The following is a 13,848-nucleotide window of genomic DNA, read 5'->3' on the forward strand; positions in this document are numbered from 1 at the left end:
GGTCGATTTACCTGTGCCGTGGTAACCCTGTACCATGACGCGGCGGTTGTGGGTGAAACCGGCCAGAATTGCCAGCGTGGTGTCCGGGTCGAATTTATAAGTGCTGTCGATGTCCGGCACCCGGTCAATCGCGTCTTCAAAGCGTTTGACGGTCATGTCTGAGTCGATGCCAAACACGTCGCGGACGGAGATATCTTCGGTGGGTCTTGCTGTCGCTTCCATGGTCTGTCCGCCTTGTCTTGCTCATCATTTTGTCTGGAATGTCGGGGGAAATCCCGGTCCCGGCAAGTGGTGCATTATTCCGCCAGGCGGTGCAAGCAAAAGTGCCACCCGCGCGCAGTTTCCTGACCCTGGCGGTGGGGCTGCTGGCAATAAAAAACCGCGCGTGGCAGGGCTGGCGGTGTGCTCTGCCGGCGGGGCGGATAAATCATCGTTACGGTTATTTGCAGACATGTCCTCAATTCAGGGACGTGTCCTCTATTCTTGGGGGCTGGCATTGCGCCGCAAGCCGTAGTTCAGAAACGGGGCCGCGCCTGACCTTGGGGGAGACGTGAAGCACCGTCTCGTGGGGCGTGAGAGCCGTCCCGGACTTGATCCGGGAGATTATTTCAGGTTGGACCGGGCGAAGCCCTGCCGCAGGCGCGGCCCGGCGGTGCCGGGCCAGATAAATCTCATGTGTCCGCTGTGCCCGTCATTGCTGAGCAAAACGAATTGCGGACACAGAGTTATTTAAAACTGCGGCTCTCTTTGATCTGATCCCAGGCCCAGACCACCTGCTGCAGCTGTTCTTCCTGGCTGCGGTCGCCGCCGTTCATATCCGGATGCAGCACTTTGATCAGCTTCTTGAACGATTTGCGCACCTCGGCCTTGGTCCAGTGATCCTTGGCTTCCAGAATGTTGATTGCCTGGCGTTCCCGCGCCGGCAGGCTGCGGGTGCCGGTGATCGATTTGCCCGGGTTCTGGGTCGCGTTGCCGCCCAGAACCTGATGCGGATCATCAATGCCCAGCCGCTCCCAGGCGACTTTTTCGGCGGACTTGCGGCCCATGGGTTTGGTTTCGCGTTCCCAGACCCGGTCCTTGTCCAGCTTGGCTTTCATCTCTTCCGGCGTGGTGCCGTCAAAATAGCTCCACCGCAGGTTATATTCGCGTACATGATCTTTGCAGAACCATTTGAACTCATCGAGGTGATCGGGCGATTTCGGCGCCCGGTACTGCCCCGATTCCTGGCAGCCGTCGTGTTCACAGACACGTTTTGATGTTTCCACAGCGCCGGACATGCCGCGCCGTCCCCGGACGCGTTTCTTCTTATCCGTCGATACTGAGATATCGAACCCGAATGGATCATCTTTTTTCATAGTCTTTACCTTTTCGACTCGGACGAAAGAGTTTAGCTTTTCTGAGCCAGGATGGAAGGCCCTCCGGCAAAAAATTAACGGTAAAAATGGGGAAAAAATGAGCGTAGCAGAAGAAATCAAGTCGCGGTTGGAGACCACCTTTACCCCACGCGAACTTGAGGTTGTGGATGACAGCGCCTCTCATGCCGGTCACGCCGGCAATACCATGTCCGGCGAAAGCCATTTCAACGTGCGTATTGTCGCCGACGCCTTTGCGCCAATGAGCCGGCTGGCGCGTCACCGCGCGGTGCATACGGCGCTCGGCAAAGAGCTGGTTGGCCGCATTCACGCCCTGGCGCTGGATATTTCCGCCTGAACCACAGCCGCGACAGGCAGGGGTGAGCCTGAGTCAGGCCCCGAGACATACCGCCAGGCAGCAGGGCACACAGCCCTGCGGCTTACTCCGCCGCGTCCGCTTTGGGCGGCCGTTGCGGTTTCTCGCGGGGCAGGGTGGTCAGCGCGTCTGACGGCTCTTCCGCCAGCTTGTGGATCAGCTCTTTCATCGTGTGCGGTGCCGCGTCCTCGCTGCTTTCGGCACGCGCCCGGCGAAACACAAGTACATGCAGATCCCGGGTGTTGCGCCGCATCAGGCTGATACGCTCTTCACAGGGCAAGGTCTCGGCGCGCAGATATTCCCAGCCCTCTGCCGCCAGTTCATTCATCGCCTGTTCCAGCGCATGGGCAAAGCGCGCTTGCGTGCCCTTGAGCCCTTTGGCTTTCCTGCCACGCAGCGGCGCCGGCACGACTTTATACTCGTAAACTGGCATAGCTCCCCCCGGATGATCACCGGGGTCCAGACTAACAAACCGATGCCGCCAGACCAAACGCTGATTGTTGGCCGCGGGTCTGGCTTCAATGTTGTTGCATGGAATCCCGGCCAGGCGCCGGACAAAAAAACCCGCAAAGGCCTGTGCCCTGCGGGTTCTGTTCGCGTCTGTTCATAGTTTTGCACAACTCATGCCGTGAAATGTGCAAAATTCACATAAGTGCGCAGGTCCTGACCAAATCTGCCGGCCCCGCGCGCTCTGTTTACCTGGCCAGCCTATTCGGCCAGTTTGGCGGCGATAATTTCATTCACCGCTTTTGGATTGGCCTTGCCACCGGTCGCCTTCATCACCTGACCGACAAACCAGCCAGCAAGTTTCGGGTTCTGGCGGGCTTTTTCCACCTGGGACGGGTTGTCCGCCATCACCTTGATCACGGCGGCTTCAATCGCGCCAGTATCAGTGACCTGTTTCATGCCGCGCGCTTCGACGATCTCCGCCGGAACACCGCCCTCAGTGTAGACGATCTCAAACAGATCCTTGGCGATCTTGCCGGAAATATCACCCTTTGTAATCAAGGCGATAACACCACCCAACTGTTCCGGTGTCACCGGGCAGTCGCGAATGGTTTTGTCATCCTTTTTCAAACGGCCGAACAGCTCATTGATCACCCAGTTGGCGGCCAGTTTGCCGTCATTGCCGTTGGCGACCTTCTCAAAGAACGCCGCGTTTTCAGCCTCAGCGGTCAGCACGCCGGCATCATATTCCGACAGGCCGAACTCTTTGACAAAACGGGCATTTTTCTCGTCAGGCAGCTCAGGGATCGTTTTGGCGATGTCATCCACCCACTCCTGTTCAATCTCCAGCGGCAGCAGATCAGGGCAGGGGAAATAACGATAGTCATGCGCTTCTTCTTTGGAACGCATGGACCGGGTTTCATTCTTCTCCACGTCATACAGACGGGTTTCCTGCTTGATCTCGCCGCCGTCTTCCAGGATCGCAATCTGGCGCCGGGCCTCGAAATCAATCGCCAGCTGGATGAACCGCATCGAGTTCATGTTTTTAAGCTCGCAACGGGTACCCAGGTGAGAAAAGTCGCCTGTTTCCATGAACTTCTCATGCTGACCCTGGCGACAGACCGACACGTTCACATCGGCGCGCATGTTGCCATTTTGCATGTTGCCGTCACAGGTGCCGAGATAACGCAGCAGTTGACGCATCTTGGTGACATAGGCGGCGGCCTCTTCGGGGCCACGGATGTCAGGCTTAGACACGATCTCCATCAGCGCCACGCCGGTCCGGTTCAGGTCGACAAAAGACATGTTCGGATCCATATCATGGATTGACTTGCCGGCATCCTGCTCCAGGTGCAGCCGCTCAATACGCACTTTGCGCGCCACGCCAGGCCCCATTTCCACGATCACTTCGCCTTCGCCGACGATGGGGTGGTAAAGCTGGGAAATCTGATAGCCCTGCGGCAGATCCGGATAGAAATAATTCTTGCGGTCAAAGGCTGAAAACAGGTTGATCTCAGCCTTCAGGCCAAGGCCGGTGCGCACCGCTTGTTCAACGCAGAACTCGTTGATAACCGGCAACATTCCGGGCATCGCCGCATCCACAAAAGACACGTTTGAATTGGGCTCGGCACCGAATTTGGTCGAGGCACCGGAAAACAGTTTCGCTTTGCTTGCGATCTGGGCGTGGATCTCAAGTCCGATGACGAGTTCCCAGTCGTATTTTGCCCCGGCAATGACCTTGGGCTTTGGCGAAGTATAGGCGAGATGATCAAGCATGTGTTTTCAGTCCTGCTAACAGTCAATGAGCCTTCTAGGACAGGGCGGCACAGGGGGCAAGAGAAAGCGCTGTTTTCGCCCGGTTTTGAATTTATTTTGCCTGGCGCAGGTTTTTTCTGATCACCAGTTTTAACCCCGACCAGACCTGGTCAACCGCACAGACCTTTATGTCCACTAAGCCCATGGGAAGACAGATTTCCCGGATCACATCCTCGGTGATTTCTGACGGGATCTTTGACGCCTTTTTGGGCCAGGAGACCCAGATAACGGCGCTCTGTTTCATGCTGTGGCGGTGGCGTGTTAACACATCATCCAATTCGGCGCGCGAAGTGGTGAACAGATGCAGCAGGTCGAAATTGGCTGATTGGTCCGTCGCCAGAGTAACCGCATCAGGCAGCGGGGAAATCAGGTCGGCATACTGCGCTGGTGCGTTGATTGTCACCAGGGTAACGCCCTGTTTTATCCCGAGTTTTTTACTAAGTGGGGTGGCCGAATATCCTGCACTCATAACCCTGTCTCCCTCTGTCACAGGACCAGAATGGCACAACATTCATGTTTTCCCCAGGCGGAAAACGGACCTGTTTTTCCCCGCCCCTCGACCTGGCCCGCGCTTTGCCTCATGCTGTGGCCTCTGGCAGATGAAGGGGATTGGGATGATAAAAGGGATCTTTGCTCTCGCGGTTTTTACTTTGTTTTCAAGCTGTTCAACGGCTCAGGTGACCAGGTCTGTGGCGCCTCCGCCGATGCGCTGGGACCACCGGGAAGAGGCGGCGGTCTGGACTGAAGCCGCGTTAAGCGCGATGCAGGATCAGGGCCTGGCTTTGGGACAATCCATGCCGTCTGACGTGACAAAATGGTGCCCCGGATATCCTGAGGCGTCTCAAAGTGAGCGGGACGCGTTCTGGGTCGGGCTGCTTTCGGCGCTGGCGAAACATGAAAGTACGTGGAATCCCAAGGCGGTAGGGGGAGGCGGACGTTGGTTCGGCCTGGTGCAGATCGCGCCCGCCACCGCGCGGGGCTATGGCTGCACTGCCCGCTCCGGTGAGGCGTTGAAAGACGGATCTGCCAATCTCAGCTGCGCCATCCGCATCCTGTCGACCACCGTGCCGCGCGACGGTGTTGTCGCTGCCGGAGGTGGTGGAATCGCCGCCGACTGGGGCCCGTTTGTCTCGGCCTCAAAACGCGCTGACATGGCGGGCTGGACCAAAGAACAACCTTATTGTCAGTGACTTAACTGGCGGCGCCCCGATCAGGACGCCGCCGGATTGCTCAGTCACCCAGCAGGCGGGTGACCATTTCGGTGGCGTCGCGTGACAGATCCGGCTTGGCCAGAATGCGCTGCAAAGCGTCGCGCATCTGCCCCTGGCGGTTGCCGTCATAACGCCGCCAGGTTTCAAATGCACCAGACAGTCGCGCGGTGATCTGCGGGTTCAAATCATCCAGCCGGATCAGGCAATCCGCGAGCAACTGGTATGAAGCACCATCTTCATAGTGGAACCCGGCGGCATTCATCGACAGTGCCCCCAGAACGGAGCGCACCCGATTGGGGTTTTTCCAATCGAAATCAGCGTGTTCCACCAGTCGGGCTGCAGTGGCCGCAGTGGCTTCTGGTGCGGCAAAACTCACCTGCATCATGAACCATTTGTCCATCACCAGCCGGTCATCACGCCATTGCTGATAGAAACTGGCCAGTTCTTTGCTGCCCTGCGAAATCTGCAAAAGCGCCCCAAGCGCCCCAAGCTGTTCAGTCATATTGTCGGCCGTGGCAAACAAAGCCCGCGCCCGTTCACCGCCATCTATCCGGCTCAACAGCGACAATGCGCCCTGGCGCATCGCCCGCCGACCTGCGCTCACGGCATCGGGGCTGAATTCGCCCTCAGAAATCATGCTGTCATAAGCAGAGGCCAACAGCGGTTCCAGTTTTGCGGCCAGCGCATCGGACAGAGATTCCCGGGCGCTGTGAATCGCCATCGGATCGGGTGTAACCCCCGCATCATAAAGCGTTTGTGCCAGATCATCCTGACCGGGCAAGCGCAGGCAATGGGCCCGGAATGCCGGATCAAGAGCTTCGTCGGCACACATATCTGACATGGCGTCCAGGTATTGTGGCGCAGGTTCGGCACCTTCGGTCGCCATCCGGCTGAGCACATCTTTGGCCAGCATGCGCCCGGCTTCCCATTTGTTGAACGGGTCTGTGTCATGGGCCAGCAAAAACGCGCGCTCGCTGTTACTTGTTTCACGGATCAGAACCACCGGTGCGGAAAATCCGCGCAGGAGTGACGGCACAGGCCTGGCGCTAAGCCCTTCAAAGTCAAAACTTTGTTCGGTCTCTGTCATTTCAAGTATGGTCGTGGGCACGAGTTCTTTGCCTTCCGGGGACAGCAGCCCGACGGCCACAGGGATGACCAGCGGCTGTTTGTCCGCCTGGCCTGGTGTTGCCGGTGTGTCCTGGCGCAAATTCAGTGTGTAGGTGCCGTCACTATAGCTCTCGGACACCGTCAGGCGCGGCGTGCCGGCCTGGCTGTACCAGAGTTTAAACTGGCTCAGGTCGCGGCCGGTGGAATCTTCAAACACCTGCAACCAGTCTTCAATCGTGGCGGCCTCGCCATCGTGGCGTTCAAAATACAGGTTCAGCGCTTTTGCATAGGCGTCATCGCCGACCAGACGTTTGAGCATGCCAATGATCTCGGCACCTTTTTCGTAGATGGTCGCGGTGTAGAAGTTGTTGATTTCAACGAAGCTTTCGGGCCGTACCGGGTGGGCCAGCGGCCCGTTGTCTTCGCGAAACTGGCGGCCGCGCAGGGTCGACACATCGTCAATGCGCCGGACAGGGGCGGAACGCATATCTGCCGAAAACTGCTGGTCGCGGAACACAGTCAGCCCTTCTTTCAAGCACAGCTGGAACCAGTCCCGGCAGGTGATGCGGTTGCCGGTCCAGTTGTGAAAATACTCGTGTGCAATGATCGCCTCAATGCGTTCGAAATTCGCGTCGGTGGACGTTTCGGGCGATGCCAGAACGGCGGAACTGTTGAATATATTCAGCCCTTTGTTTTCCATCGCCCCCATATTGAAGTCATCAACCGCCACGATGTTGAAAATATCCAGATCGTATTCCCGGCCATAGACTTCTTCGTCCCATGTCATCGATTGTTTCAGCGCGCCCATGCCAAAGGCACATTTGCCCTCATCGCCCGGACGCACCCAGATATTGAGTTCAACTTTTTTGCCGGACATGGTTTCGAGCTGGTCGGGGTGATTGACCAGATTTCCGGCCACCAGCGCGAACAGGTAGGCAGGCTTGGGCCAGGGGTCAGACCATTCAGCCCAGCCATCACCCGAGGCCACCGGATTGCCGTTGGACAGAAGGATTTTTTCTTCTGATTCAATGCGTACGGTGAAGGGGGCCATCACATCCGGGCGGTCCGGATACCAGGTGATTTTACGAAAACCTTCGGCTTCACACTGGGTGCAATACATACTGTTGGACATATAAAGCCCTTCCAGCGCGGTGTTGGTGGCGGGGCTGATTTCGACCTCTGCTTCAAACAGAAAACTGTCCGCCGGGAGCTGGTCCGCGCTGATACGCATTTTTCCAGCCTCATGTGTCACCGTCGCTTTGGCGCCGTCGAGTGTACAGGAAATCGTTTTCAGGCCTTCCCCGTCCAGCAGCAGATCGCCGCCGTTGCTCTCCGGATTCCGACGGAAATTGACTTTGGAGATAACGCGCGTCGCGGTCGGAGCGAGCCGGAATGTCAGCGCGACCTGATCAACCAGGTAGGCCGGTGGGGTGTAATCAGCGAGGAATACGGTTTGCGGCGCATTTGTCATGATGGGCTCCGGTGAGTTGGGTGTTGGTATCAGGGGTAGTGCGGCTGGCGGAGGGGTTCAACTGCTACTGAAGTAATTCACAAGATCCGGGCTTTTATTGCGACCGTGGCTGGTTATGCTGATGCCGAAGCACTGAAAGGAATATGAATGCGGCCCGTTATCGGAATTATAGGCAATTATTATTTGGTGAACGACACTTACCCGACGCATGCCGGCGGAACGATGAATTCTGAGGCTGTGGCGCATGTTGCAGGCTGTATGCCCATGTTGATCCCGTCTGATCCCCGGGTGGTATCGGTCGAGGAATTGCTTGAGCTTTGTGACGGATTTCTGCTGACCGGCGGGCGCCCGAACGTGCACCCACATGAATACGGGGAAGATGCCACCAGTGCTCATGGAAATTTCGACACCAACCGGGACGCCATTACCTTGCCTCTGATACGGGCTTGCGTGGAGCGGGGGCAGCCGTTTTTCGGTATTTGCCGGGGGTTCCAGGAGGTGAATGTTGCGATGGGTGGCTCTCTTTATCCCGAGATCCGTGATTTGCCGGGGCGCTCCAATCACCGGATGCCACCAGACGGCACGCTTGAGGAAATGTTTGCCCTGCGCCACAAGGTGAGTTTCAGCATGGACGGGCCTTTTCAGCGCCTGATGGGGGCGACGGAGGTGATGACAAATACGTTGCACGGGCAGGGCGTTAAGCGGCAAGGGGCGGATATCGTCATCGACGGGCACGCACCGGACGGCACACCTGAGGCGCTTTATGTCCGGGATGCGCCGGGCTTCACCCTTTCGGTGCAATGGCACCCGGAATGGAACGCGGTTGATGACCCGGTGTCGCGCCCGTTGTTTGAAGCATTCGGAGATGCGGCGCGGCACTGGCGTGATCACAAGGCAAAGCCGCACCGCAGCTGATGTGTCAGTTCAGTATCAGATACATCCGGTAATTGGGCAGAATGACACCATTGCGGATCACCGATTGGCGCGCTTCAACTTGCCAGCCCTGCCGCTCAAAAAGGGGTTTTGCTGTCAGGCTGGCCTCCGTGGTCATAAACGTCAGGTTGCGGTTGCGTGCGGCGGCTTCGAGTTTTCGGTATAGTGCCAGGCCGATGCCCCGGCCCATATAATCTGGTGAGACAAAGGCCAGATCCACGTGACCGTCATATCCCATGGTCATGAACCCGTTTACCCGCCCCCATCGGGTCGCCACCCAGGACAGCTGGTTTTCAAACGATTGCGGCCAGTTGTCTGGCATTTCGGTGTCCGGCGCCCAGGCATCGCGTTGTTCCTGAGTGTAATGTTGCGCAGCGCCGATCTGTACCGCAGCGCGGAACACTCTGAAGCAGGCGGTGGCATCGGTGGGTTTATAGGGGCGCAGGTGGACCATCTTGCCAGCTTAGTTTGCTCACGGGAAACTCCAAGGGGCACCGGTGGTTCATTGCACTTGAAGGCTCAATGCAGCCCCTAAACTTGTCTGATTCAGTGTCAGGAAGAGAGTGGGAGGCCTGCGAACGGGGAGTGAAACTCTATGTGTTGCGAATTTGCTGCAGACCGCGCCATGCACCTTTGGCGCTAACATGCAAAGCCTGCTGGCATTGTCTGCATCCAGGTTCCGCACTGTGGCGCTGTTTGTGTCTGTATCCGTCGTAATAATGCAGATTTGCGACGGAAAGTGTTGAATGCTTGCGACCATTATGTACTGTTTCGCGAGCCGATATTCAGGCGGTGCCAACAGTAACCAGAGAGGCGGTGTTGATACGCTGATGGGTTAATGCTGGCCCTCGCCTGGTTGAAGCCGCAGACTTTGCGACACGGGGTGCGATATAATGCTGCAGTTGCGATGTAATGTTGCTCCGCGCCGGCTTTCGGTGAGTAAAAATGTCGCGGCGTAGTCTTGAATTTGGGAAAAAGGGTCAAAATAAGTGAAAATCGGGGTTCCGAAAGAGATATTTGAGGGGGAAGCGCGTGTCGCGATGACCCCCGACAGTGCGACCCAGTTGCAGAAACTGGGTTACGACTGTGCAATTGAAACCGGTGCGGGCGCCCTGGCAGGATTCAGCGATGCGACCTATGAGGCCGCTGGTGTCGAAATCATCAAAACGCCGGCTGCGCTGTTTAAAGCTGTGGATATCGTCGCCAAAGTGCGTCCGCCCAGTGAAACGGAAACCAAACGGCTGAAAGCCGGACAGACACTGATTTCTTTCTTCTGGCCAGGCCAGAACGAAGCTTTGATGGAACTGGCCCGCTCTAAAGGTGCCAATGTGATCGCCATGGATATGGTGCCACGCATCAGCCGGGCGCAGAAAATGGATGCACTGAGCTCGATGGCCAATATCGCCGGCTATCGTGCGGTGATTGAAGCGGGTAATAATTTTGGTCGTTTCTTTACCGGGCAGGTAACTGCGGCGGGTAAAGTGCCTCCGGCCAAAGTCCTGATCGTCGGTGCTGGTGTTGCCGGACTGGCTGCGATCGGTACAGCGACGTCGCTCGGCGCGATCACATACGCTTTTGACGTGCGTCCTGAAGTGGCGGAGCAAATTGAATCCATGGGCGCAGAATTTGTGTTTCTGGAGTTCGACGAACAGCAGCAGGACGGGGCGGCGACCGGCGGCTATGCGGCGCCATCGAGCCCGGAATTCCGGGAAAAGCAGCTTGCCAAGTTCCGGGAACTGGCGCCTGAAATCGATATTGTGATCACAACAGCGCTTATTCCGGGTCGCGACGCGCCCAAATTGTGGCTGGAAGATATGGTTGCGGCGATGAAGCCGGGGTCGGTGGTGGTTGATCTCGCGGCGGAAAAAGGCGGCAACTGCGATCTGACTGTGATGGATCAGAAGATTGTATCCGACAACGGCGTGACCATCATCGGTTATACCGATTTCCCATCGCGCATGGCGGCCCAGGCATCGACGCTTTATTCTAACAATGTGCGCCATATGATGAGCGATCTGACCCCTGAAAAGGACGGACAGGTTGCGCATAATATGGAAGATGACGTAATCCGTGGTGCGACGGTGACCTATGCGAAGGAAATCACCTTCCCGCCGCCCCCGCCCAAGATCCGGGCGATTGCGGTGCAGAAAAAAGAAGTGGTCAAAGAACTGACTGCTGAGGAAAAGCGTGCCGCTGAAGTCGCAGCGTTCAAAAAGACCACCAAACAGCAGGTCGGCCTGCTGGTCGGTGGGGCAGTTCTGATGCTGATCGTTGGCGCTTTTGCCCCGGCCAGTTTCATGCAGCACTTCATTGTCTTTGTTCTGGCCTGTTTTATCGGCTTCCAGGTGATCTGGAACGTCAGCCACGCGTTGCATACGCCGCTGATGGCGGTGACCAACGCCATTTCCGGTATCGTGGTGCTTGGCGCATTGCTGCAGATCGGGTCAGGGAACTGGCTCGTCGTGGTCCTGGCGTCGATCTCGGTTTTGATCGCGACAATCAATGTTGTTGGTGGCTTCCTGGTGACACGCCGGATGCTTGCCATGTTCCAGAAATCTTAAGGGCAGGGATCAGTTAAATGAGTATTGGAATTGTTTCTGCCGCCTATATCGCGGCGGCCGTTCTCTTCATCCTGTCTCTGGGCGGGTTGAGCAATCAGGAAAACGCAAAACGCGCGGTCTGGTATGGTATTGCGGGCATGGGTCTCGCGATCCTGGCCACAGTATTTGGCCCGGGCATTGGCAACTGGCTGATCATCCTGGTCATGCTGGGGATCGGCTCATACCTGGGCTATATGGTGGCCGGCAAGGTCGAGATGACCGAAATGCCGCAACTGGTTGCAGCGCTGCACTCGTTCGTTGGTCTGGCAGCTGTTTTCATCGGTCTGAACGCTGATCTGGAACTGGGCAGCATAAACGCGATGCGTGAAGCAGGGGAAAGCCTTGAATCTCTCGCCGGGTTCTCGGCCGCACTGGCGAAGAAAACCGGTGTCGAGATTGCGATCATGAAGGTCGAGGTCTTCCTCGGTGTCTTTATCGGTGCGGTGACCTTCACCGGCTCCATCGTGGCCTTTGGTAAACTGGCCGGCAAATTGGATGGCAAACCTAAAAAGCTTCCGGGCGGCCATATGCTGAACGCTTCGGCGCTGGCTTTGTCACTGGTGCTGGGCATCATGTATTTCAACGGCGCAGGTGTCTGGACCATTCTCGCAGTGATCGTGATTGCCGGGTTTATTGGCTATCACCTGATCATGGGCATTGGCGGCGCGGATATGCCTGTCGTGGTCTCGATGCTCAACAGCTATTCCGGCTGGGCTGCGGCGGCGATTGGTTTCACCCTTGGCAACGATCTGCTGATCGTGACCGGGGCGCTGGTGGGCTCTTCCGGTGCCATCCTCAGCTACATTATGTGTAAAGCAATGAACCGGAAATTTGTCAGCGTGATCCTTGGTGGTTTTGGTGGCAGCACCGGACCGGCGATGGAAGTCGAAGGCGAGCAGATCTCCATTGATGCAGATGGTGTGGCGGCAGCGCTGAACGATGCCGACAGTATCGTGATCATTCCGGGCTACGGCATGGCGGTGGCGCAGGCACAGCAATCGGTCTCTGAACTGGTGCGCAAACTGCGTGCGGCGGACAAAGAGGTGCGTTTTGCAATTCATCCGGTGGCCGGACGTCTGCCCGGGCACATGAATGTTTTGCTGGCGGAAGCGCGGGTGCCTTATGACATCGTGATGGAAATGGACGAGATCAACGGCGATTTCCCCAAGACCGACGTCGCGATCGTCATTGGCTCCAACGACATCGTCAACCCGGCGGCACAGGATGATCCCAACAGCCCGATCGCCGGCATGCCGGTGCTTGAGTGCTGGAAGGCGAAACAGGTGTTTGTCTCCAAACGTGGTCAGGGCACCGGCTATTCCGGTATCGAAAACCCCCTGTTCTACAAAGAGAACACCCGCATGTTCTATGGCGACGCCAAAGCATCGGTGGACAGCCTGCTGCCCAAGATCGACTGATCAGGTCGTTAATCAACGTAAACCGGCCGCCCTTGGGCGGCCGGACTCGTTTTGGAGTGACGTGTTCGGCTTTGTATGCCGATGTATTCCGTAACTATCTGAAATATCACATTTTTCAGTTGCCTTGAGCGGCGTCATTTGTAGGGTGTGCCAAACAGGAGCCTCCGATGACCCAGATCCAGGATCACCCGCACCGCTACGCGCTTGCCAATGAACTTCACGCCCGTCCGTTCCCGGCGTTGAAAGTGCCTTGCCGGGCGGCATTTCTGGCGGTCAAAAGCCCGAGAGATGCGGCGGCGCGCGACAAATCTGCGGACCGGGCGCATCTGCTGGCTCTGCTTGATCGGTATGGCGCGCCCCATCCGCAACCAGAAGCCACGCATTATTTTGGCCAGATTGGCAAATACCAGTTGAAATGGGAAAGCCACACCGAGTTCGTGACCTATACGATCTTTTCGGAAGGGGTGGCGGACCGACCGTTTGACGGTGCTTCTTTTGACGTGTTTTCCAAAGACTGGCTGGCGCAGATGCCCGGGGTCCGCATCACTTCGGCTTTAATCCGGGTCGAAGAAACAACGGATGATGATACGATCCGCAGCTTCGTGAATGAATGGTTCGTTGCCGAAAGCCTGGCTGTGGCGCGCGTGGTGGACGACAATGCGGTCCTTGCCGGGGATTTCCGGATCGATGAAGCCGGACATATGCGGTTTGCCGTGTTTGCGCGACCTGGTACCGGCGAGCGCCGGGTTGGGCGCATCGTGCAGCGCTTGTGCGAGATCGAGACCTATAAAACCATGGCAATGCTGGGCCTGACTGAGGCGCGCGGGCTGAACGATGACCTCAGCGGTATTGAGGACGCCCTTTCGTCCCTGACTGGAGACATGAGCGCCGGCAGCACCGCTGCGGCTGACACTCTGTCGGACCTTCTCAACGCGTCGGCGCGGCTTGAAAACCTGATCACTAAATCCAGTTTTCGCTTTGGCGCGACCGGTGCTTATGAAGCGATCGTCAATCAGCGGGTCAAAGTGCTGCGGGAAGAACGCTTTAACGGGCGGCAGACCTTTGCAGAGTTTATGATGCGCCGCTTTGATCCGGCGATGCGCACGGTCAAGGCGTCC

General features: G+C 57.3%; 12 protein-coding genes and 1 pseudogene. 6 read left to right on the forward strand and 7 right to left on the reverse strand.

All coding sequences use genetic code 11. The annotated features are described in order from the left end of the window. Both DWA01_RS03415 and DWA01_RS03425 read right to left on the reverse strand, forming a co-directional pair. Positions 1-222 (reverse strand): annotated as a pseudogene (locus DWA01_RS03415) (cobaltochelatase subunit CobS); the annotation flags it as partial. Between the two features lie 503 nt (positions 223-725). After that, positions 726-1,355 (reverse strand): J domain-containing protein, encoded by a 630-nt coding sequence (locus tag DWA01_RS03425; RefSeq protein ID WP_114284254.1) that lies wholly within the window; start codon positions 1,353-1,355, stop codon positions 726-728. Positions 1,356-1,452: 97 nt separating this feature from the next. On the opposite strand from DWA01_RS03425, the gene DWA01_RS03430 reads away from it, so the two are divergent. Beyond that, positions 1,453-1,710: a BolA family protein gene (locus tag DWA01_RS03430; protein WP_114284255.1), complete on the forward strand. Its 258-nt coding sequence runs from the start codon at positions 1,453-1,455 to the stop codon at positions 1,708-1,710. A gap of 82 nt (positions 1,711-1,792) precedes the next feature. Here the strand turns inward: DWA01_RS03430 and DWA01_RS03435 are convergent, their stop codons facing one another. The 3 genes from DWA01_RS03435 to DWA01_RS03445 all read right to left on the reverse strand — a co-directional run bounded on the left by DWA01_RS03435 (position 1,793) and on the right by DWA01_RS03445 (position 4,459). Then, positions 1,793-2,161, reverse strand: a complete 369-nt coding sequence (locus tag DWA01_RS03435) for a DUF4177 domain-containing protein (protein ID WP_114284256.1) — start codon at positions 2,159-2,161, stop codon at positions 1,793-1,795. Positions 2,162-2,436: 275 nt separating this feature from the next. Continuing rightward, on the reverse strand, positions 2,437-3,951 hold the full coding sequence (gene gatB, locus DWA01_RS03440) for an Asp-tRNA(Asn)/Glu-tRNA(Gln) amidotransferase subunit GatB (protein ID WP_114284257.1): 1,515 nt from the start codon (positions 3,949-3,951) through the stop codon (positions 2,437-2,439). Positions 3,952-4,042: 91 nt separating this feature from the next. After that, positions 4,043-4,459 carry a DUF3052 family protein gene (locus tag DWA01_RS03445; RefSeq protein WP_114284258.1) on the reverse strand — a complete coding sequence of 139 codons (417 nt, stop codon included), beginning with the start codon at positions 4,457-4,459 and terminating at the stop codon, positions 4,043-4,045. Between the two features lie 145 nt (positions 4,460-4,604). Between DWA01_RS03445 and DWA01_RS03450 the strand changes: the two genes are divergently transcribed. Further along, the gene (locus DWA01_RS03450; RefSeq protein ID WP_114284259.1) at positions 4,605-5,180 is read left to right on the forward strand and encodes a transglycosylase SLT domain-containing protein; all 576 of its coding nucleotides are present in this window, start codon (positions 4,605-4,607) and stop codon (positions 5,178-5,180) included. A 40-nt stretch (positions 5,181-5,220) separates the two neighbouring features. Here DWA01_RS03450 and pepN read toward each other — a convergent pair whose 3' ends face one another. Further along, positions 5,221-7,779, reverse strand: a complete 2,559-nt coding sequence (gene pepN, locus DWA01_RS03455) for an aminopeptidase N (RefSeq protein ID WP_114284260.1) — start codon at positions 7,777-7,779, stop codon at positions 5,221-5,223. A gap of 147 nt (positions 7,780-7,926) precedes the next feature. Between pepN and DWA01_RS03460 the strand changes: the two genes are divergently transcribed. After that, positions 7,927-8,694, forward strand: a complete 768-nt coding sequence (locus DWA01_RS03460) for a gamma-glutamyl-gamma-aminobutyrate hydrolase family protein (protein WP_114284261.1) — start codon at positions 7,927-7,929, stop codon at positions 8,692-8,694. A gap of 4 nt (positions 8,695-8,698) precedes the next feature. On the opposite strand, the gene DWA01_RS03465 is transcribed toward DWA01_RS03460, so the two are convergent. Next, entirely contained in the window at positions 8,699-9,166 is a 468-nt protein-coding gene (locus DWA01_RS03465) for a GNAT family N-acetyltransferase (protein WP_114284262.1), read from the reverse strand. 535 nt (positions 9,167-9,701) lie between these two features. Between DWA01_RS03465 and DWA01_RS03470 the strand changes: the two genes are divergently transcribed. From DWA01_RS03470 to DWA01_RS03480, 3 genes are all read left to right on the forward strand, one after another. Next, entirely contained in the window at positions 9,702-11,273 is a 1,572-nt protein-coding gene (locus DWA01_RS03470; RefSeq protein ID WP_114284263.1) for a Re/Si-specific NAD(P)(+) transhydrogenase subunit alpha, read from the forward strand. Positions 11,274-11,290: 17 nt separating this feature from the next. Beyond that, positions 11,291-12,730, forward strand: a complete 1,440-nt coding sequence (locus tag DWA01_RS03475; RefSeq protein WP_114284264.1) for an NAD(P)(+) transhydrogenase (Re/Si-specific) subunit beta — start codon at positions 11,291-11,293, stop codon at positions 12,728-12,730. Between the two features lie 167 nt (positions 12,731-12,897). Then, positions 12,898-13,848, forward strand: a 951-nt coding sequence (locus DWA01_RS03480) for a DUF3422 family protein (RefSeq protein ID WP_114284265.1), incomplete at its 3' end; no start/stop codon positions are given.

The organism is Candidatus Halocynthiibacter alkanivorans (assembly GCF_003333265.1).
GTDB classification, from domain to species: Bacteria; Pseudomonadota; Alphaproteobacteria; order Rhodobacterales; family Rhodobacteraceae; genus Halocyntiibacter_A; species Halocyntiibacter_A alkanivorans.

Excerpts from the sequence above, each read along its gene's own strand:
- gatB (WP_114284257.1), bottom strand. The coding sequence starts at position 3,951 with ATGCTTGATCATCTCGCCTATACTTCGCCAAAGCCCAAGGTCATTGCC.
- DWA01_RS03450 (WP_114284259.1), top strand. The coding sequence starts at position 4,605 with ATGATAAAAGGGATCTTTGCTCTCGCGGTTTTTACTTTGTTTTCAAGC.
- DWA01_RS03445 (WP_114284258.1), bottom strand. The coding sequence starts at position 4,459 with ATGAGTGCAGGATATTCGGCCACCCCACTTAGTAAAAAACTCGGGATA.
- DWA01_RS03430 (WP_114284255.1), top strand. The coding sequence starts at position 1,453 with ATGAGCGTAGCAGAAGAAATCAAGTCGCGGTTGGAGACCACCTTTACC.
- pepN (WP_114284260.1), bottom strand. The coding sequence starts at position 7,779 with ATGACAAATGCGCCGCAAACCGTATTCCTCGCTGATTACACCCCACCG.
- DWA01_RS03425 (WP_114284254.1), bottom strand. The coding sequence starts at position 1,355 with ATGAAAAAAGATGATCCATTCGGGTTCGATATCTCAGTATCGACGGAT.
- DWA01_RS03475 (WP_114284264.1), top strand. The coding sequence starts at position 11,291 with ATGAGTATTGGAATTGTTTCTGCCGCCTATATCGCGGCGGCCGTTCTC.
- DWA01_RS03435 (WP_114284256.1), bottom strand. The coding sequence starts at position 2,161 with ATGCCAGTTTACGAGTATAAAGTCGTGCCGGCGCCGCTGCGTGGCAGG.
- DWA01_RS03460 (WP_114284261.1), top strand. The coding sequence starts at position 7,927 with ATGCGGCCCGTTATCGGAATTATAGGCAATTATTATTTGGTGAACGAC.
- DWA01_RS03465 (WP_114284262.1), bottom strand. The coding sequence starts at position 9,166 with ATGGTCCACCTGCGCCCCTATAAACCCACCGATGCCACCGCCTGCTTC.